At 65.6% G+C, this 18,571-nt stretch carries 20 protein-coding genes and 1 tRNA gene; 10 read left to right on the top strand and 11 right to left on the bottom strand.

What is annotated here, in order from left to right; all coding sequences use genetic code 11:
- Positions 1–467 precede the first annotated feature (467 nt).
- From QOL57_RS14665 to QOL57_RS14655, 3 genes are all read left to right on the top strand, one after another.
- Entirely contained in the window at positions 468–1,106 is a 639-nt protein-coding gene (locus QOL57_RS14665; protein WP_080277620.1) for a hypothetical protein, read from the top strand.
- The gene (locus QOL57_RS14660; protein WP_089236051.1) at positions 1,103–2,578 is read left to right on the top strand and encodes an XVIPCD domain-containing protein; all 1,476 of its coding nucleotides are present in this window, start codon (positions 1,103–1,105) and stop codon (positions 2,576–2,578) included. The genes QOL57_RS14665 and QOL57_RS14660 overlap by 4 nt, the downstream gene beginning before the upstream one ends.
- Before the next feature lie 220 nt (positions 2,579–2,798).
- Positions 2,799–3,269, top strand: coding sequence for a hypothetical protein (locus tag QOL57_RS14655; protein WP_141134209.1), 471 nt, complete (start codon positions 2,799–2,801; stop codon positions 3,267–3,269).
- Between the two features lie 59 nt (positions 3,270–3,328).
- Here QOL57_RS14655 and QOL57_RS14650 read toward each other — a convergent pair.
- Both QOL57_RS14650 and QOL57_RS14645 read right to left on the bottom strand, forming a co-directional pair.
- Positions 3,329–3,418: transfer RNA gene (locus tag QOL57_RS14650), tRNA-Ser, on the bottom strand.
- 85 nt (positions 3,419–3,503) lie between these two features.
- Positions 3,504–4,496 carry a LysR family transcriptional regulator gene (locus QOL57_RS14645; RefSeq protein WP_025878750.1) on the bottom strand — a complete coding sequence of 331 codons (993 nt, stop codon included), beginning with the start codon at positions 4,494–4,496 and terminating at the stop codon, positions 3,504–3,506.
- A gap of 122 nt (positions 4,497–4,618) precedes the next feature.
- On the opposite strand from QOL57_RS14645, the gene QOL57_RS14640 reads away from it, so the two are divergent.
- Both QOL57_RS14640 and QOL57_RS14635 read left to right on the top strand, forming a co-directional pair.
- Entirely contained in the window at positions 4,619–5,206 is a 588-nt protein-coding gene (locus QOL57_RS14640; RefSeq protein WP_089236053.1) for an NAD(P)H-dependent oxidoreductase, read from the top strand.
- A 134-nt stretch (positions 5,207–5,340) separates the two neighbouring features.
- Positions 5,341–5,691 carry an SH3 domain-containing protein gene (locus QOL57_RS14635; protein ID WP_089236054.1) on the top strand — a complete coding sequence of 117 codons (351 nt, stop codon included), beginning with the start codon at positions 5,341–5,343 and terminating at the stop codon, positions 5,689–5,691.
- A 158-nt stretch (positions 5,692–5,849) separates the two neighbouring features.
- Here the strand turns inward: QOL57_RS14635 and serS are convergent, their stop codons facing one another.
- Positions 5,850–7,130: a serine--tRNA ligase gene (gene serS / locus QOL57_RS14630; protein ID WP_025878753.1), complete on the bottom strand. Its 1,281-nt coding sequence runs from the start codon at positions 7,128–7,130 to the stop codon at positions 5,850–5,852.
- 113 nt (positions 7,131–7,243) lie between these two features.
- Here serS and QOL57_RS14625 point away from each other — a divergent pair, with 113 nt between their 5' ends.
- Together QOL57_RS14625 and QOL57_RS14620 are read left to right on the top strand one after the other, a co-directional pair.
- Positions 7,244–7,888 (top strand): energy transducer TonB, encoded by a 645-nt coding sequence (locus tag QOL57_RS14625; RefSeq protein WP_089236055.1) that lies wholly within the window; start codon positions 7,244–7,246, stop codon positions 7,886–7,888.
- A 118-nt stretch (positions 7,889–8,006) separates the two neighbouring features.
- Positions 8,007–8,573: an energy transducer TonB gene (locus QOL57_RS14620; protein WP_089236056.1), complete on the top strand. Its 567-nt coding sequence runs from the start codon at positions 8,007–8,009 to the stop codon at positions 8,571–8,573.
- A gap of 132 nt (positions 8,574–8,705) precedes the next feature.
- On the opposite strand, the gene aroA is transcribed toward QOL57_RS14620, so the two are convergent.
- The 4 genes from aroA to QOL57_RS14600 form a co-directional block, all read right to left on the bottom strand.
- On the bottom strand, positions 8,706–10,013 hold the full coding sequence (aroA, locus tag QOL57_RS14615) for a 3-phosphoshikimate 1-carboxyvinyltransferase (protein ID WP_089236057.1): 1,308 nt from the start codon (positions 10,011–10,013) through the stop codon (positions 8,706–8,708).
- 74 nt (positions 10,014–10,087) lie between these two features.
- Positions 10,088–11,278 carry a prephenate dehydratase gene (gene pheA, locus QOL57_RS14610; RefSeq protein WP_025878757.1) on the bottom strand — a complete coding sequence of 397 codons (1,191 nt, stop codon included), beginning with the start codon at positions 11,276–11,278 and terminating at the stop codon, positions 10,088–10,090.
- 51 nt (positions 11,279–11,329) lie between these two features.
- A complete protein-coding gene (serC, locus tag QOL57_RS14605) occupies positions 11,330–12,415 on the bottom strand; it encodes a 3-phosphoserine/phosphohydroxythreonine transaminase (protein WP_089236058.1) in 1,086 nt (361 codons plus the stop codon).
- A gap of 253 nt (positions 12,416–12,668) precedes the next feature.
- Positions 12,669–13,478, bottom strand: coding sequence for an FHA domain-containing protein (locus QOL57_RS14600; protein WP_089236059.1), 810 nt, complete (start codon positions 13,476–13,478; stop codon positions 12,669–12,671).
- A gap of 124 nt (positions 13,479–13,602) precedes the next feature.
- Between QOL57_RS14600 and QOL57_RS14595 the strand changes: the two genes are divergently transcribed.
- From QOL57_RS14595 to QOL57_RS14585, 3 genes are all read left to right on the top strand, one after another.
- Positions 13,603–13,878: a polyhydroxyalkanoic acid system family protein gene (locus QOL57_RS14595; protein ID WP_025876985.1), complete on the top strand. Its 276-nt coding sequence runs from the start codon at positions 13,603–13,605 to the stop codon at positions 13,876–13,878.
- Positions 13,879–13,959: 81 nt separating this feature from the next.
- Positions 13,960–14,451, top strand: coding sequence for a phasin family protein (locus tag QOL57_RS14590; RefSeq protein ID WP_089236060.1), 492 nt, complete (start codon positions 13,960–13,962; stop codon positions 14,449–14,451).
- Between the two features lie 237 nt (positions 14,452–14,688).
- Positions 14,689–15,711 carry a restriction endonuclease gene (locus QOL57_RS14585; protein WP_089236061.1) on the top strand — a complete coding sequence of 341 codons (1,023 nt, stop codon included), beginning with the start codon at positions 14,689–14,691 and terminating at the stop codon, positions 15,709–15,711.
- A gap of 46 nt (positions 15,712–15,757) precedes the next feature.
- Here the strand turns inward: QOL57_RS14585 and QOL57_RS14580 are convergent, their stop codons facing one another.
- The 4 genes from QOL57_RS14580 to QOL57_RS14565 all read right to left on the bottom strand — a co-directional run bounded on the left by QOL57_RS14580 (position 15,758) and on the right by QOL57_RS14565 (position 18,556).
- On the bottom strand, positions 15,758–16,150 hold the full coding sequence (locus QOL57_RS14580) for a type II toxin-antitoxin system HicB family antitoxin (protein ID WP_089236062.1): 393 nt from the start codon (positions 16,148–16,150) through the stop codon (positions 15,758–15,760).
- A gap of 9 nt (positions 16,151–16,159) precedes the next feature.
- Complete coding sequence (locus QOL57_RS14575; RefSeq protein ID WP_089236063.1) at positions 16,160–16,342, bottom strand: type II toxin-antitoxin system HicA family toxin; 183 nt, start codon at positions 16,340–16,342, stop codon at positions 16,160–16,162.
- An 86-nt stretch (positions 16,343–16,428) separates the two neighbouring features.
- On the bottom strand, positions 16,429–17,157 hold the full coding sequence (gene hutC / locus QOL57_RS14570) for a histidine utilization repressor (RefSeq protein WP_089236064.1): 729 nt from the start codon (positions 17,155–17,157) through the stop codon (positions 16,429–16,431).
- Positions 17,158–17,185: 28 nt separating this feature from the next.
- Positions 17,186–18,556, bottom strand: a complete 1,371-nt coding sequence (locus QOL57_RS14565; protein WP_089236065.1) for a formimidoylglutamate deiminase — start codon at positions 18,554–18,556, stop codon at positions 17,186–17,188.
- Positions 18,557–18,571 lie beyond the last annotated feature (15 nt).

Raw genomic sequence — 18,571 nt, 5'->3', positions numbered from 1 at the left:
TTCTGCAGGTACGCATTGCCGTAGACATCCGAATGGCCCCGCAGGCTCTCCCGCCTCAATCATCTGCGCCGCCATCGGAAAACAGCCATGGGGTGAGGCATTCTGAATGCGTGATCCAGCGCGCATACCTTGGCATGGAGGGTCAAGACCTTGGAGCCCAACCGATGCGGGCCGTATAGTCAGATGACGCAGAGCAATGGAGCGCCGGTGAACGTCACCTCGCAAGGCCCCGTATCACGGGACCGCAAGGATAGAGACTATGGGATCGTGCGTCCGACAGGGCGCACGCTGTCGCATTTACCCCGAAATGCCAGACATGACACGGCCTCCCATGACCGAATTCAATGTCCAGCTGGTCAACGATCAGGACAGTCGTATCTGCTGTTTCACGCATCGACAACGATGCTCCGTAATAGCCCTGTACAGGCGCGCCCCCGCAGCACCTCAATCAGCGACATGGACCGATCATGCTGAAATCTCTCCCTGCCTTTCCTCACATGGCATTGATCGCATTGATTGCCCTGACCGTTCCAGGCTGCAGCAAGGAACGCTCATACCCCGTCTACCGCGAAAATCCCGCCCCCAAGGATCCGCTACCAATTGTCATCCGGGTCCACGATGCGCCTGTGGAGATCCCAACTCCTAAGATCTTCGTCACGTACGAGATAGACCCACTTTGCCTCCCCCCGGTCAACAACTACGAGGGTGTGCAGTACGAACCTAACCAGCACAAGGTTGAGCTTCAAGCACAGCGCCTCAGTACTACTGATTTCAGCAGCGCCTTGTTTAAGGACGGAATGGAAGTCGCCAACTATTACGGTCGTGGCCCGTGCACATGGACACCCGTTCTCGTGGAAGCTTCATTCGACTTCATCATCGATAATCGCTCAATCCAAGCAACCGCCTGGACCTCATTCACAAAGCTTGAAACCGAAAAATCCTCTACCGCCTACGTAGATCGCGCATTGCGCCCCATGACTTCAGGGCAATCGCCAGAGTGGACGCCTACCGAGCCTTCGGTTTCGTACGAGAAGATGCCTCAAGCTAAACGAAAGGAATACTTTCCAATCGAAATCTCCACACGGACTGAAGGAGTAGCCCCATGAACCCTGGAGCAAGTGCAACCCTCTCAAATCATGTCTACAAGGACCCGCTCCCGGAACCCAAGGCCATCGTTAGCATTGCCGGGACGGAATATCGCGTATTGGCCAGCCTAAACTCCGACACAGGCTACCAAGGGGTCGTCTATCAGAACCCAGAATCCAAAGAAGTAATCGTCGCCCATCGCGGCACCGAATTCGATCGCCAGCCTCTGATTGACGGCGGCATCGATGCAGCGATGGTCACCGCCAAACTCAACGCACAACTCGGCGATGCCCTCGCGCTGACCAAGCAAGCCATCAAGCTGGCTGACGAAAACGGATATGGCCCGGTATCCGTCACCGGCCACTCCCTGGGCGGTGCACTCGCGCAGATCACTGCGCACCATTACAACCTCCCCGGCGACGCCTTTAATCCGTACGGCGCTGCCGGGTTGGCGTACCGCATGCCCGAAGGACAACCTGCCAATGCGGCGCCCTTCACCAACCACGTGATGGCGGGCGATCTGGTCAGTGCAGGTGGCCCGCACTACGGCAAGGTGGAGATGTACGCGCTTCCCAAGGAACTGGAGGCTCTGCGCACTGCCGAGCAGGGCCAGCGCGTCGCGTCACTCGGATCACTTGGGATGAAAAGCGGCCATGTCATGTCCGCTGCCGTAGCGGTGCAGTTGGGTGACTCCCATCGACTGGTTCATTTCCTCGACCGTATGACCGACAAGGGGCCGGTGCAGTCTGTGCTGGACGACCCCGCTGCCCGGGTCACAAACCCCGAAGACCTGCGCAGGATCACCGAGTACCGCAACGATATCCATCAACTGCGTCTGGGAGCGACGGTGCTTGTCGGCGGCGGACCCGGACTCCTGCGTGATGGCGTCAACTATCTGCGCGGCACCGAGGAAGCCGGTGCATACGCTCGCCGCGAGGCCGAAGCGGAGCAGCAGCCCCGCATTGCGCTCAAACCCGGTGAGCGAATGGCACAGGACGCAACTGACAAGGGCTCTCCCTCTCTCAGCAATCCGGGCTTCTCTCCCAAGAGCCCGTTGCAGCAAAGCATCGAATCCACCTTGGACAAGGCAGGCTTGGATCCCAGGAAGGAAGGCCACCCTGACCATTCGCTCTACCGGCAGATTCGCGACGGCGTATCCGCCGTGGATGCCAAGCACGGGCGCAGCTTCGATGAAACCAGTGAGCGGGTAACAGCCAGCTTGCTGGCAACGGCCAAGAGCAATGGCTTGGAGCGCGTGGATCATGTGGTACTGGGCAACCCGCCTACCAACGGCTCGAGCCCACGCATGTTCGTTGTACAGGGCGAGCTCGACAACCCGGCACACCTGCGGGCGTCGGTGGCGGTCAGCGAGGCGGTCAACACGCCCGTAGAGCATTCGCTTGCCAAGGTCGAACAAGTTTCACAGGCGCAACAGGTCGCGCAGCAGGATCATGCCCAAGAGCAGACGCGAGCAGCGATGCGCATGGGCTGAACGCAGTCAATCAGAGGCGATGTGGATCGGTAGTCCACCTGCAGAATTCATCAGCGAAGCGCCCATCTGATAGTCAAACTCAGAGGTACTTATGGCGACCTGCTTGCGAGAACCGACGTTCCTGCAGAGCCATGGACGAGGGTACCTCGGCTTCCTGTAAAGTCGCGCCAACAGGGCGAGCTTTCGCGCTGGGGCAGGTCTTTTCTACAGGGAGGGAAGCATGTATCGCAGAACCGCCAAGATCATCATGCGCATCACGATGTGCGCCGTTCCACTACTGGCCGCGAGTTGTGCCTTACCCACCCGGCAACCCGAAACAGCGAACGTCAGGCCAGTGCCCACTGAACGGGTATTCGCACTTGCCGATCAGGGGCCTTCAACCGGCAATGTCGTGGTGACACGCGATATAGGTGTGATCAACGGAAAGTGCGCCGTGGGCGTCATGGTTGACGAAAAGATGGCCGCGCACCTCAACACTGCTGAAACGGTGACGTTTGCCTTGAAGCCAGGTCGGCATCTGATGACCGCAACGGTGCTTGAGGCCTCCGGCCTGTGCGCGCTGGGCGTGACCAAGGCTGCGATCGCCAGGCGACGCTCCATCGAGATCCTGGTGGATGTGGACACCACGCGGAAGTATCGGCTTTCCTACCCGACGGTTGATTCTTCTCCGGTGATCGAGCCTGCATTCTGACGAAGGAGCCTCGGTCCTGCACAAATGCAAACGCCCCTGTCGGGGCGTTTTTGCATTCTTGGCGGAGAGAGTGGGATTCGAACCCACGGAAGGTTTAACCCTTCGCCGGTTTTCAAGACCGGTGCCTTAAACCGCTCGGCCATCTCTCCGTATCGGCCCAGCCTGCTGGCCGGGCACGCATTCTCGCACGGCCGGGCGATTTGCCCAAGACCGTTGTTCCATCGGAGGCAGGCCTCAGCCTGCGTCCACTGCCAATGCGCCCAGCGCACTGGCCTTGATCCGTTCCTTGGCCTTTTCACAGGCGCCACCGCAATCCAGGCGCGAGGCCTCCAGCTGCGGCGGCAGGTGCTCGGCCAGGAAGTCGATGAACACCCGCACCGCCGGCAGCAGGCCGCGGCGCGAGGCGAACACGGCATGGCACACGCCCTGCGGCAGCGACCAGTCCGGCAGCACCACTTCCAGCTCGCCATTGCGCACGGCATCGGCGCAGACGGTTTCCGGCAGCATGGTGATGCCGAAGCCGTCCTTCACCATGCTCTGCAGCAGCGGGAAGTCAAAACCGGCCACGCGCGGCTGCAGATCCACCCGGCGCACCGCGCCTTCCGGTCCGTGCAGTTCCCAGCGCTGACGCGCCTCGTCTTCGCTGATGCTCAGGGTGACGTGGTTCGCCAGCTCTTCCGGATCCTTCGGGCGACCGGCGCGGTCCAGGTACTTCGGGCTGGCCACCAGCAGTTCCTGCACCTGGCCGAAGCTGCGCATCACCAGGCTGCCATCGTCATCAAGGCGCGAACGCACGCGCAGGGCGACGTCGTAGCCTTCGTTGATGATGTCCACGCGGCGGTTGCTGATGTTCAGCTGCAGCCGCACCTTCGGGTACTGCTCGAGGAACTTGGGCAGCAGCTTGGGCAGCTGCATCTGCGCCAGCGATACCGGCACGCTGGCGCGTACCAGGCCGCGCGGCTCGGCGCTGAGGCGATCCACCACCTCGCGCGCGGCCTGCGCTTCGGCCAGCATGGTCTGGGCGTGGCGGTGCACGCTGGTGCCGACGTCGGTGACGGCAAAGCGGCGCGTGGAGCGCTGCAGCAGGCGCACGCCCAGGTCGGTTTCCAGCTGGCTGATACGGCGGCTCAGGCGCGACTTGGGGATGCCCAGTGCGCGCTCGGCGGCGGCGAAACCGCCGTGGTCGACCACCATCGCGAAGTAGTACAGATCATTCAGGTCATGCATACCCGAGTTCCATTAGTAGAACAATACGTGGCATTCAACCACCTTTATCCTGCCCTTGCAACAACCTATTGTTCTCTCCGTCGGCGGCAAGCCCGCCACCTCTCCCGAACATAGGTACTGCCATGAAGCTTCTGCACATCGACGCCAGCGTGCTTGGCGACAACTCCGTCTCCCGCCACCTGACCGCCGCCGTGGTGGCCCAGTTCAAGCAACAGATCGACGGCCTGCAGGTTGATTATCGCGATCTTGACGCCAATCCGGTACCGCATCTGCGCAGCGGTTCGCTGGCCAAGACCGATCCGGCCGAAGCCGCCGATGCTGAACAGGTGCTCGAGCAGTTCCTGGCCGCCGACATCGTGGTGATCGGTGCGCCGATGTACAACTTCAGCGTGCCCTCCACCCTGAAGGCCTGGATCGACCGCGTGGCGGTGGCCGGGCGCACCTTCAAGTACACCGAAAACGGCCCGGTGGGCCTGGCCGGTGGCAAGCGGGTGATCGTGGTCAGCAGCCGTGGCGGCATCTACACCGATTCGCCGGCGGACTTCCAGGAGCCCTTCCTGCGCCAGACGTTCGCCTTCTGGGGCATCAACGACATCGAGTTCGTGCGTGCCGAGGGCATCGCCTACTCGCCGCAGCACCGCGAAGACGCGATTGCCGGTGCGTTGGCAGCGCTGCCGTCGCATGAGGCGGTGGAAGTGGCAGCAGCGTAACGCGTTCCAGCGTTCGGCGTCTCTCTCCCTCGTCTGGGCGCTGAACGCGGGCCGGGATTCCCTCCCCCATCCCGGCCCACCCTACCCTGGCGGCCCTGCTTTTGCGGGGCCGCTTTTTTTGCCACCATGGTCCGATGAACTACATCGTGACGGCTGCGCACCGCAGCGAATTTCCGCATCCGATCACCCTGCACCGTGGGCAGGCACTGGTGGTGGGCGAGCGTTATGAGGGGCCCGAGGGTTGGGAAGACTGGTATCTGTGCGAGGCCGAGGGGCAGCAGCCGGGGTTCGTTCCGGCGCCGGTGATCGGTCGCGATGCGCAGGGTGGCGCGTTTGCCACGGAGGACTACTGCGCGCGGGAGCTGGATGTGGACCCGGGGCAGCAGCTGCGGGGTGTGCGCACGCTCAATGGGTGGGCGTGGTGTGTGCCGGAGAGTGCGGAGGCGGGTTGGGTGCCGCTGGAGAAGCTGCGCGCAGCGGGTTGATGGATTGCGCTATCCACGCATGGCGTGGATCTACTGCAAAGCTCCAGGCCCCGGGGCGTGGTACCGCATCAGTAGATCCACGCCATGCGTGGATGAGGTGCCGACATGGCCGGCCCCCATCAGAACGCCGCCGGGCATGGCCCGGCGCTACCGGCTGATCAGCCGATGGTTTCGATACCGCCCATGTACGGGCGCAGGGCTTCAGGCACGGTGATGCTGCCGTCGGCGTTCTGGTAGTTCTCCATCACCGCGATCATGGCGCGGCCGACGGCCACGCCCGAGCCGTTCAGCGTATGTGCCAGCTCCGGCTTGCCGGTGGCCGGGTTGCGCCAGCGGGCCTGCATGCGGCGGGCCTGGAAGTCGCCACAGTTCGAGCAGGAGGAAATCTCGCGGTAGGTCTCCTGCGACGGCAGCCAGACTTCCAGGTCATAGGTCTTGATGGCCGAGAAGCCCATGTCGCCGGTGCACAGCAGCACCTTGCGGTACGGCAGGCCCAGCTTTTCCAGCACCACTTCGGCGCAGCGGGTCATGCGCTGGTGCTCAGCGTCGCTGTCTTCCGGGCGGCAGATCGAGACAAGCTCAACCTTCTCGAACTGGTGCTGGCGGATCATGCCGCGCACGTCGCGGCCACCGCTGCCGGCTTCGGAACGGAAGCACAGCGAGTGGGCGGTCATGCGCAGCGGCAAGCGCTCGGCGTCGAGGATTTCGTCGCGGGCGATGTTGGTCAGCGAGATTTCCGAGGTCGAGATCAGGTAACGCTTCTGCTCACCCAGCTGGGTGATGAACATGTCTTCTTCGAACTTGGGCAGCTGGCCGGTGCCGTACAGGCTGTCGGCGTTGACGATCACCGGCACGTTGGTTTCCTGGTACTCGTGCTCGCCGCTGTGCAGGTCGAGCATGAACTGGGCCAGGGCACGATGCAGGCGCGCGATCGGGCCACGCAACACGGTGAAGCGCGAGCCGGACAGCTTGGCCGCGGTCTCGCCGTCCAGCCACTTGTTGCGCGCGCCCAGTTCAACGTGGTCGAGCACCTTGAAATCGAACTGGCGCGGGGTGCCCCAGCGCGACTGCTCGACGTTCTCGCTCTCATCGGCACCGGCCGGTACGTCATCGGCGGGAATGTTCGGAATGCCCATCGAGATCGTGTCGATCTTCTCGCGCAGCTCGTCCAGGGCCACTTCCGAGGCCTTCAGCTCATCGGCGAAGGCGGCAACCTCGGCCATGATGGCCGAAACGTCCTCGCCCTTGGCCTTGGCCTGGCCGATAGCCTTGGAGCGGCTGTTGCGCAGGCTCTGCAGTTCCTGGGTCCGCACCTGGATGCGCTTGCGATCCGCCTCCAGTGACTCCAGGGCAGACACGTCGAGCTCGAAGCCGCGGCTGGTGCGCAGGCGTTCGGCGAGGTCGGCGGGCTGGTGGCGGAGCAGGGCTGGATCAAGCATGGCAGGCGTCGTGGTGGGGAACAGGAACGGGATTATCGCCTGTTATACGGAATTCTGCCGCCCGGTTCATTCCGGCCGTGGCAGAATCGAGGCATTCCGTACTGGTCTGGTCCATGTCTGCTCCCCGTCCGTCGCCTGCCAAGTCGTTCACCGTGCATATCCCGCGCAACGCCCTGAAGATCGCCGGCATCGCCTTCGGCGTGGGCATCCTGCTGTTCGTGCTGGTCTGGCTGACCGGTCGCGACAAGGAATTCTTCCGAGCCGACCCGGCCGCACAGACGCCGCAGGAAACCGCGCAGGTGGAACCGCTGCCCGAGCCGCTGGCCGCAGCGGCAGGTTCCAGCGACATGCCCGATGCCAAGCCGGCCCCGGTGCCGGACGAAGAAGATGCGCCGAAGCTGGTGGAAACCGCCCCGCCGCCGCCACCGGCCACGGTTGAACCAACCCCGGCGGCGCCGGGCACTGCGGCACCGGCAACCGCCAATGCGCAACCGATGCCGATTGCCGGCCAGTCGCCGCCGCCGGCCTACCCGGCCGCCGCCCTGCGACGCGGTGAAGCGGGCAGCGTGGTGGTGCGGGTGGAAGTGGACGCCACCGGTTATCCAAACAACGTGACGGTGATCCAGCGCAGCGGTTCGCGTGAACTGGACCGTGCGGCAACGGACGCGGTGCGTCGCTGGCGCTTCAGCCCGGCAGTGAGCAATGGCCAGCCGGTGCCCGGCAGCATTGAAGTGCCGTTCGATTTCAAGCCGCAATAACTGAACGTTTCCCCGCAGAAAAGCTGAACCTTGCAGGTCGCGTTGACGCAATGCTGACACGCTGCGACGCCGCCTCGGGCAACACTCTGGGCGTCGTTACTGACGCGAGGAGTTTGCGATGACTGCCACCACCCACGAAAACCTTCATTCCCCGCAACTGCAGCAGGATGGCACGCTTGAGCCCCGCTCGGCGTCTCCTTGGCTGTGGCTGGCACTGATCGTCGCGATGTTCGCTGCGGCACTGGTCTGGCTGCGCTTTGCCAACCATGACGACGTTGCGCCTGCGCCGGTGAGCGAGCGCATGCTGCCGGCTACTGAAACGCCGGTTGCCATCGCACCGGCCCCGGCCACGCGCCAGGCCGCGCCTGCGCAGAGCCACCGCAAGGCGGCCCCGGCCGTACGCAACCGTGAGGCGCGCCCGCTGGCCAGCAACAGCAAGCCCAGCTATCCGGCCGCCGCGCTGCGTAGTGGCGTGCAGGGCAGCGTGGTTGCCAGCTTGAACGTGGATACCCGTGGCAACGTGACCGATGCGGCGATCGTGTCGCGCAGCGGTGAACGCAGCCGCGACCTGGACCGTGCCGTGTTGAACACCGTGCAGGGCTGGAAGTTCGAGCCGGCCGTGCAGCAGGGCCGTGCCGTGGCCAGCGTGGTGCGGGTTCCGGTGGATTTCCGCACCCAGCGTTGATCGTCGGTAACGCCCGAAATGAAAACGGAGGCCTCGGCCTCCGTTTTTTTATGCGCAGAAGCGTGCCAACCAAAGTTGGCACCTACCAGGCCATGTGATCCGCCAGGCCACGCCCGGCGGATGCGGTGCCGGTCAGGACAGGTTGAAGCCGGCGCTGCGCGCCAGGCCATCGAAGTCCGGGAAGGACGTTGCGACGTTGGCGATGTCGTTGATGCGCACTTCGCCGTGACTGATCTGGCCGGCAATGGCGAAGGCCATCGCGATCCGATGATCGCCGTGGCTTTCAATGGTGCCACTGCCCAGCGATACGCCGCCGTGCAGGGTGGCGCCATCTTCGGTTTCGTCCACCTGCATGCCCAGCGCGCGCAGGCCGGTCGCCATCGCCGCCAGACGATCGGATTCCTTCACCCGCAGTTCGGCGGCGCCGGTCACGACGGTCTGCCCTTCAGCGGCGGCAGCGGCCACGAACAACGCCGGGAATTCATCGATCATGTCCGGCACCAGCTCCTCGGGAATGCGCGCGCCCTTCAGCGGCGCGTAGCGCACCATCAGGTCGGCCACCGGTTCCCCGCCCTGCTCTGCCGGGTTCTCTTCGGTGATATCCGCGCCCATCAGGCGCAGCGCGTGCAACAGGCCGGTACGGCGCGGATTGAGGCCGACCTGCTTCAGGCGCAGCTCGGAGCCGGGAATGATGCTGGCGGCGACCAGAAAGAATGCCGCCGAGGAGAAGTCGGCCGGCACCACGATGTCGGTCGCGCGCAGACGCTGGCCGCCGCGCAGGCGCGCCTTGCCCGGCGAGAACGCGATGTCCACGCCGAACGCGGACAACATGCGCTCGGTGTAGTCGCGGGTCGGGTGTGGCTCGGTGACGCTGGTTTCGCCATGCGCGTACAGGCCTGCCAGCAGCACGGCGGACTTGATCTGCGCGCTGGCCACCGGCGAGGCAAAGTCGATGCCGTTCAGCGTCTGCCCGCCATGCACGTGCAGCGGCGGCGTGCCGTCTGCCTCGGTGTCGATCTTCGCGCCCATCTGCGACAGCGGGCCGGTGACGCGGCGCATCGGACGGCCGGACAGCGATTCGTCGCCGACCAGCGTGCAGTCGAATGCCTGACCGGCCAGCAGGCCGGCCAGCAGACGCATGCCGGTGCCGGCATTGCCGCAGTCCAGCGGCGCGCTGGGCGCCTCCAGGCCATCGATGCCGACGCCATGCACGATGCGCTGCGACGCGCTGGGGGTTTCGATGCGCACGCCCAACTGGCTGAAGATGCGCGCGGTGGCGCGGGTGTCTTCGCCTTCCAGGAAGCCTTCGATATGCGAGGTGCCGTCGGCCAGCGCGGCGAACATCACCGAGCGGTGCGAGACCGACTTGTCGCCGGGAATGGTCAGGCTGCCCTGCAGGGGCTGGCCCTTGCGGGCGATCCAGTGCTGCGCGTTGCTCATCGTTGAATTGTTCCGTAAACGCCGGGTCGCCGGCGGTGCATCAGGGGCGGCGGCCGCAGCCGCCGCAGCAGGGATCAGGGCACGGCCACCGGATAGGAGCCAAGCACCTTGATCTGCGCCGAGTGCGCTTCCAGTTCGGCCAGTGCGGCCTGCATCGGCGCGTCGTCGATATGGCCGGCGAGGTCGATGAAGAAGCCGTATTCCCACTTGCCGTGGTGCGAGGGCCGCGACTCGATGCGGTTCATGCTGATGCCATGGCGCGCGAACGGGCTGAGCACATCGAACAGCGCGCCGGGTTTGTCATGGATGAACACCAGCACCGAGGTGCGGTCATGGCCGGAGGTAGGGAAGATGTTGCGGCCCACCACCAGGAATCGGGTGGTGTTGTCGGCATCGTTCTGGATCGGCTTGGTGACGACCTTCTTCAGGCCGTACACGTGGCCGGCACTCTCGCCGCCGATGGCTGCAGCGTCGTCGGCATTGCGCGCACGGCGCGCGCCTTCGGCATTGCTGGCCACCGGGATCTTCTCGGCCTTGGGCAGGTTGGCGCGCATCCATGCCGAGGTCTGCATGAACGACTGCGGATGGCCGTAGACGCGTTCGATGTCTTCGATGCGGCCGCTGCGCGACATCAGGTACTGCTGCACGCGCAGCTCCACTTCGCCGCAGATCTTCAGGTTGGAGGTGAGGAACATGTCCAGGGTTATCTGGATGGTGCCCTGCCCCGAGTTTTCCACCGGCACCACGCCGAAATCGGCGTTGCCCGCTTCCACTTCCTGGAACACTTCTTCGATGCTGGCCATCGGCAGGCCCAGCGCCGAGCGGCCGAAGTGCTTGAGCACGGCCTGCTGGCTGAAGGTGCCTTCCGGGCCGAGGTAGCCGATCTTCAACGGCTCCTGCTGGGCCAGGCAGGCCGACATGATTTCGCGGTAGACGTGCACCAGCAGCTCATCGCTGAGCGGGCCTTCGTTTCGGTCCACCACCATGCGCAGCACCTGCGCTTCGCGTTCGGGGCGGTAGTAATCGACGGCCGCGGCGAGCTTGCCCTTGGCCTTGCCGACCTGGTGGGCGAACTGTGCGCGCTCGGCGATCAGGCTCTGGATGTCACGGTCGATCTGGTCGATCTTCGAACGCACATCGGCCAGCGCCAGTGGCGCCAAGGTCGGCACCGCGGTTGCCTTCGACTTGCCCTTGGGCTTGGAGGTGGCGCTGTCCTTGGCCGGTTCGGCCTTCTTCGACGCCTTCTTGCTGGGTTTGCTTGCCATCGGAATTCCTTGTTGCGGGGCGCGCACCCGACGATGCGCGCCGTTCATTGCTCAGCCGTGACGCTGCTGGAAATCGGCCATGAAGGCGACCAGCGCCTCGGCCCCGGCCAGCGGCATGGCGTTGTAGAGCGAAGCACGGATGCCACCGACCACCTTGTGGCCCTTCAGCGCGAGCAGGCCGGCGGCCTTGGCATCGGCGACGAAACGGGCATCGAGATCGGTGTTGGGCAGGAAGAACGGGATGTTCATCCGCGAGCGCGCCGAATGCGCGACCTCATTGCGATAGAAACCGCCGGAAGCATCGATGGCGCCGTACACCAGCGCGGCCTTGGCGGCGTTGCGCTTGGCGAACTCGACCACGCCGCCTTCGGCGAGCATCCACTTGAACACCAGGCCGGCCAGATACCAGTTCCAGGTCGGCGGCGTGTTGAGCATGGAATCGCGGGCGACGTGCGAGCGGTAATCGAAGATGTCCGCACGCGGCTGGCCACTGCGCTCCAGCAGGTCGCGTCGGATGATCATCACCGCGATGCCGACCGGACCCAGGTTCTTCTGCGCACCCGCATAGATGACGCCGTAGCGGCGTACATCCAGCGGCTCGCTGGCGATGGACGAGCTGAAATCGGCCACCAGCGGCACGTTGCCGGTCTCGGGTACGTCACGGAACTCGACGCCGTGGATGGTCTCGTTGGCGGTGATGTGCACGTAGGCAGCATCGGGCGCCAGCTGCCAGCCGGCGCGCTCGGGCAGCTGGCGATAGCCTTCGGCCTCGCTGCTGGCGGCGATGTTGACGTTCACATAGGGGTTGGCCTGCTTGACCGCGGTCTTGCCCCAGTGGCCGGTGACCACGTAGTCGGCACGCTGGCCGGGGCTGGCGAAGTTGAGCGGAATCAACGCCTGCTGGGTGGTGGCACCACCGGGCAGGAACAGCACCGCATAGTCTTCGGGGATATCGAGCAGGCGGCGCAGGTCGGCCTCGGCCTCGGCGGCCACGGACATGAATTCCGGTCCGCGATGGCTCATTTCCACGATGGAGGCACCGCTACCGTGCCAGTCCAGCATTTCCGCCTGCGCCTGGCGCAGGACCGATTCCGGCAACGTTGCAGGGCCGGCACTGAAGTTGAACGCGCGCGTCATGGCACACCTGTGGGGCAAGACCCCTAGTATGCCGCACTGCACCAGCCTTGCGGCCTAGTGTCGCAAGGGAAATTTGGTTGCATCCGTATCCATTGGGCGCGCGCGGTGCGGGGCCGTGCATGGTCTTGGTAGCCGCCAACCTTGGTTGGCGTACGCCGGCAGGCGTCATGGGTGCGGAGGGAACGTGCCAACCAAGGTTGGCATCTACCAGAGCGAAGGCCGGTAGCGCCGGGCCATGCCCGGCGGATGCGGCTCAGCGCGCGCCGAACCACAGCAGCAGGCTCAGCACGGCTGCCAGCAGCAACGCACTGCCCAGCAGCCAGGGCCAGCGACGCACCCGACGCGGAGCAACCGGCACCACGGGCGCCTGTTCGGCTTCGTCGCTGCCTTCGTCATCGGCCAGCGGCGGGCGTCTGCGCGGGTCGTGCGGCACTTCCAGCACGAACCGGTGCTGGCCATCGAAAACCACCTGGTCGCCAGCCTGCAGCCAGCAGTGGCGCACGGCTACGCCGTTGACCCGGGTGCCATCGGCACTGCCCAGGTCACGCAGCAATACCCGCTCGCCGTGTACTTCCACCCGCGCGTGCTGTTCGGCGAAGGCAGGCTCATCGATCTCGATGTCGACATCGCTGCCACGGCCGATCACCCGCGTGCGCGACAGGGGGTAGCTGCGGCCGTGATGCAGGCCACCGACACCGCGCAGCAGGCGCTGCTCGTCACCGTTGCCTTCGATGCTGGCAGCCGGCGCCGGTGCCTGCAGCAGGGTGTCGACCTCGCCCTGCAGGACCATTTCCACGCCGTCCACATATACCGCGTCACCGGCCCGCAGCAGGGCCATGCGCCGAACCGGACGGCCGTTCACATGGATGCCGCGGATACCGTTGCCGACCTGCAGCCAGAGGCCGCGGTCGTCCATGCAGAACTGCGCGAGCAGCAGCGCGCCGTTGCCGGCATCGCCCAGACGCACGCTGCCGTTTGCCTGGCGCACGATGCGCTGCACCCCGGGCCGTAGCGGCTGGTCGGGCTGTTGTTGTTGACTGAAGTGAACTAGCAGGTTCTGCACGCGGCGCAGACTAGCAGGTTGGCCGCCCACGAAGAAGAACCTGCGATGAGCGCTTGGCGTGGGCGCTGTCGATGCGCACAATGCTCGCCCTCTCACTGATCCCCGCCCTGCGCCAGGAGCCTGCATGTCCACCATCGATGTCCGCCACGCCCATACCCTGCCCGACACCCAGGCACGTGAAGCGATCGAACAGGTTGCCGCCAAGCTGGGCGAACGCTTCGGCCTGAAGTCGTCGTGGGCCGCCGACGTGTTGAACTTCTCCGGCAGCGGCGTGGACGGTGCGATCGAGCTGCAGCCGGGCGCGGTGCGGGTGACGGCCAAGCTGGGCTTCCTGCTGTCGGCGATGAAGGGCATGGTCGAAAGCGAGATCCAGCGTGTGTTGAAGGAAAAGCTGGGCTGAACCTGCGCTGCGGCCATCACGGCCCAGCAACGTCGGCGCGCGCTACTCTCGGGGGAAGGCCCAACTCCCCCGGGAAGTGCGATGAACCGTTACGAGAATGACGACCGCCGCGACGACGATGCCGGCTTCGGCGACCAGGCCGAACGCTTTTCGCGCAAGCTGAGCGATTCGGCACAGCAGGTCTGGCTGGCCGGACTTGGCGCCTTGGGGCGCGCGCAGGCAGAAGGAGGCCGATTCTTCGATGGCCTGGTGAAGGAAGGCGAAGCCTGGGAGGCCCGCCGCCGTGAGCGTAGCGGCGAGCAGGAACCGGGCTGGCGCGACAACGTCGAGCACTCGCTGGACGAAGCGCGCGAGAAGGCCTCCGGAACGTGGGGCAAGGTCAACAAGGCGTTCGATGACCAGGTGCAGGGTGTGCTCAAGCGTCTGCACGTGCCGACCGCCGATGAAGTGACCGCGCTGGAAGCACGTATCGACGCGCTGACCGCACGCCTGGCCAAGCTGGAACATCGCGCCTCCACCGACGTCGATGCCCCCTCGCCGGGCAGCCACCAGTCGCCAGGCAGCACGCCCTGAACCGCCTTTGTTGCAACGCAATAAATTTTCGTTGACAATCGCGTAGAACCCGCCAATCGCTTCGGCTGCCGTTTGTTCCCTCCCCTCACGGCTTCAGGATTGGCGGGTTTTTCGTGTCTGGCGCGTGCAGATCTGCGGGCTGCATCACGCTTGCTGCCGGGAGCACCCTGACGCAATCGCCCGGTCGGCCCTTTACACTGTGGGCTTCCGTTTTCGCCCCTTCCGTCGTCGCCCTGCATGCTTCCCTGGATTCTGGCCCTGCTGTCGGCCCTGCTTACCTGCACCCTGGCCACCGTGTACCTGTGGTGGTTCAAGCGTCGACGTACCGAAATGCAACTGGGCCTGCAGGCCCTGGCGGGCATGCACTGGCGCGAGTTTTCCACCCTGATCAAGCGCATGCTGCGCGAGCAGCGCGGCCTGCGTGAACTGCAGGACCCGAGCGAGGAAAGCCGCGAGCCGAGCAGCGATTTCCTGCTCAGCGATGGCCCGAACAACTGGCGGGTGTCGTGCAAGCACGGCCTGGCCTATCGCATCGGCACCGCTGCGGTGAACGAACTGGGCGCTGCCGCGCGACTGGCGGGCGCCAAGGGCGGCATGCTGATCACCGAAGGCCGGGTTGAGCGCGATGGTCTGACCGCCGCAGAGAAGCAGGCGGTGGAAGTGATCGACGGTCCGCGTCTGTGGCCGCTGCTGCAGCCCTACCTGCCGACCGATGTTGACACCCGCGTGCGCGCGATCGCCCGTCATGAAGCGTTGCGCCGCATCGCCATCGCTGCGCTGGCTTCAGTGACGCTGGGCTTGCTGGTCGGGCTTGGCCTGCAGGGCCTGCGCACCGAACAAGCGGATCCGACTCCGGCACCCGCCGTCGCGCCTGTCGCTACCCCGGCCGCACAGCCGTTGCCGACGTCCGCCGCGCCGAACAAGGCCGCGGATGCACCTGCTCAGGCGGCTGCCGCACCCGCAACCGCGCCGCAGAACACCGACGACGCGCGTAGCAATCCCAACCCCGACACTGCCACGCTGGACCGCTACCAGGCTGAACTGGCCCGCGCGCTGGCTGGGCAATCCGGCATCGCCAGCGGCGTCTGGCTGACCCGGCAGACGCTGGCGATCAACCGCACCGGCGAACTGGAAACGGTGTGGCCACGCGTGTGCCAGGAAGTGCTGCGCTACCCCGCCCTGCGCAACGTGCGCGTGCAGCTCAACGCCCGCCCCGGCGTGGATGAGCCGGTGCGCTGGCGGCAGTGCGCGACATATTGATGGGCTGAGGGGTATGGCGCTGGACCCAGGCTCGGCCGCTGCGTCGTCAGCCCTGTGCCGCCAGATGCGCGATGTAACTTGAGCGCGACTCGCCGGCCGCCTTGGCCTGCGCATCCAGGCGCGCAAGAATGCGGCGCGGCAGGCTTATATTGACCCGCTCGATGGTGTCGTCCAGCAAGGAAGGATCGACGCAGATGTAAGCGAGGATCCACGCTGTTGCTTCATCGGCCTCGGCAACAATCTTCTGCGGCGATGAAGGGCGCGGAATCGGGCGGCCTGCATCCAGCGCGGCATCGATCCATCCCAGTGCAGCTTCCTCAGCAGACGTCAACGCATCGTCGAGCGTATCGGCAGCAGAGAAGCAGCCGGGCAGATCCGGCACGATCACGCTCCACGCGGTACGTTCATCGCCGGCCTCGATCAAGACTGGATATCGCATGAGGGCTTCCTACGTCAGTCCCGCAAGCTTCCGCAATGCCTGTACCAACCCTTTTCCCAGATCCTTTTTGGGATGCGGAACGGTGATGATGTGAGGCCGGTGCGGATGCACGAATACATGATGGGATCCGCGGATCCGGCGGCAGGACCAGCCCGCCGCTTCCAGCTCCCGGATAAGGTCCCCGCTCTTCATGCAGGAACCATACACATCGTACACACGCGACGACAGAGCGCAAGACGATAGCACCTGCACCACCACGGAAAACGGTGTCTTCGCCCCTATCGCGCCCCGGGCGAGAAGCGGGCGACCAGGTCCCAGGCATCCCCCAGGAACATCTGACGCACGCGGGTGATCGGCTGTTCGCCGCGCCAGGTCAGGCGCTCGATCACCAGGCAGGCGGTACCGGGCTTCACGTCCAGCAGCTTGGCGGTGGGCGCGTCGGCGCCCCAGGCGCTGATGCGATGCTGGGCGCGCGTCCACGACACGTTCTGCAGCAGCCAGCTGCCCGGCGCGGTGGTGCTGAAGTCCACCTCCAGCACCTCGGGCACGCCGACCGGGCTGATCAGGCGATGCTCCAGCGCCAGCGGCCGGCCATCGGCCAGATGCAGGCAGCGCATCGCCAGCAGCTGTTCACTGCCCGCCAGTTCAACTTCACCGGCATTTGCTGCCTCGGCCAAGCGCAGTTCGCGCTGCAGCAGGCGGTAGCCGTACTGATGCCCGCGCGAACCAACCTCCATGGCGATGTCCGGGATCTCCAGCGCCACCTGCTCCAGGTGTGGTGGCTGCCGAGCCACGAAAGAACCCGCCCGGCGGCGGCGCTCGATCATGCCGCTCTCGGCCAGCGCCGTCAGTACCTTGTTCACCGTCATCCGCGAGCAACCGTACTGCTCCATCAGTTCGTGCTCGTACGGAATACGGAAGCCCGGCGCCCACTCCCCGCTGAGGATGCGGCTTTCCAGGTCGCTGCGGATGCGCTGGTTGAGCGTGGCGGACTTGCTGGCCTTCACGTAGTGGGGTCTCGATGGTGGGAGGCGATCAGCCCAGCACGCCACGCAGGGCAGCGGCGAAGGCGGTGGTGATGGCCTCGCGCTGCAGGTGTCGGCCCTCGGCCACGCACTGGCGGCCATGGCGCCAGACCGATCGCAGCGCGCCATTACGTGCGGCGAACACCCAGCTGTCAAGCCATGCGTCACCGTGTCGCGCCTGCAGCGCGGGGTGCGCGGCATCCAGTTCAACCATGTCTGCGCTGGCACCTACCTGCAGGCCGGCAGCCACGCCCAGCGCCTGTGCACCGCCCTGCAGTGCCCCTTCAAACAGGAAGCGCCCGGTGCTGCGGCCGGCATCCGGGGCCAACACGTTGCGGCCCCGCAGCGTCAGGCGCTGGCCGTATTCCAGCAGGCGCAGCTCTTCTGCGGCATCGATCAGCACGTTGGAATCGGAGCCGACGCCGAAGCGCCCGCCCTCGCGCGCGAAGGCCTGCATCGGGAACAGGCCGTCACCCAGGTTGGCCTCGGTGATCGGGCACAGGCCGGCCACGGCCTTGCTGGCGACCATCTGCGCACGCTCGTCGTTGGTGATGTGGGTGGCGTGCACCAGGCACCAGCGCGCGTCGACCGGCGCATGGTTGTACAGCCACTGCACCGGTCGCTGCCCACTCCATGCCAGGCAGGCCTCGACCTCGCGCACCTGCTCGGCGATATGGATGTGTACAGGGCCGTCGGTCAGCGGCAGCAACGCGCTCAGCTCGTCGCCGGTCACCGCGCGCAGGCTGTGCGGTGCGATGCCGAGCACCGCATCGGGTAGCGTGGCCAGCGCAGTGCGGGCGCCATCGAGCAGCTGCGCGAATCCGTCTACGTCATGGATGAGGCGGCGCTGTGCCGGGTTCGGCGGCGCCCCACCGAAATCGGCGTGTGCATAGAACACCGGCAGCAGGGTCAGGCCGATGCCGGTCTGCTCGGCCGCCGCGGCAATCTGCACGCTCATCTCGGCGCGGTTGGCGTAGGGGCGACCGTCGGCGTCGTGGTGCAGGTAGTGGAATTCGCCGACGCGGGTGAAGCCGCTTTCCAGCATCTCCATATAGGCCTGGGCGGCGATGGCCTGCACTGCGTCCGGGCGCAGATGGGCCAGGAAGCGGTACATCAGTTCGCGCCAGCTCCAGAAGCTGTCGCCGTCGCCGCCGCCGATCTCGGTCAGCCCAGCCATGCCGCGTTGGAAGGCGTGGCTGTGCAGGTTCGGCAGGCCCGGCACCAGGATGTCCACGCAGGTATCGCCGTCCTGCGCTGCCTGCCCGCGCGTGACCGCCGCGATGCGCCCTTCCTGCACCTGCAGGCGGACATCGGCGGCCCAGCCGTCGGCCAGCAGGGCGTGGGCGGCATGGAAGGAGTGCGGGGAACGCGAATCGGACATGGCTGGACAACCCGA

Origin of the sequence: Stenotrophomonas sp. yr243, from assembly GCF_900184195.1 — a bacterium.
GTDB classification, from domain to species: domain Bacteria; phylum Pseudomonadota; class Gammaproteobacteria; order Xanthomonadales; family Xanthomonadaceae; genus Stenotrophomonas; species Stenotrophomonas lactitubi.
The sequence above is the reverse complement of the archived record's forward strand: the minus strand, read 5'-3'. Positions and strand labels throughout refer to the sequence as shown.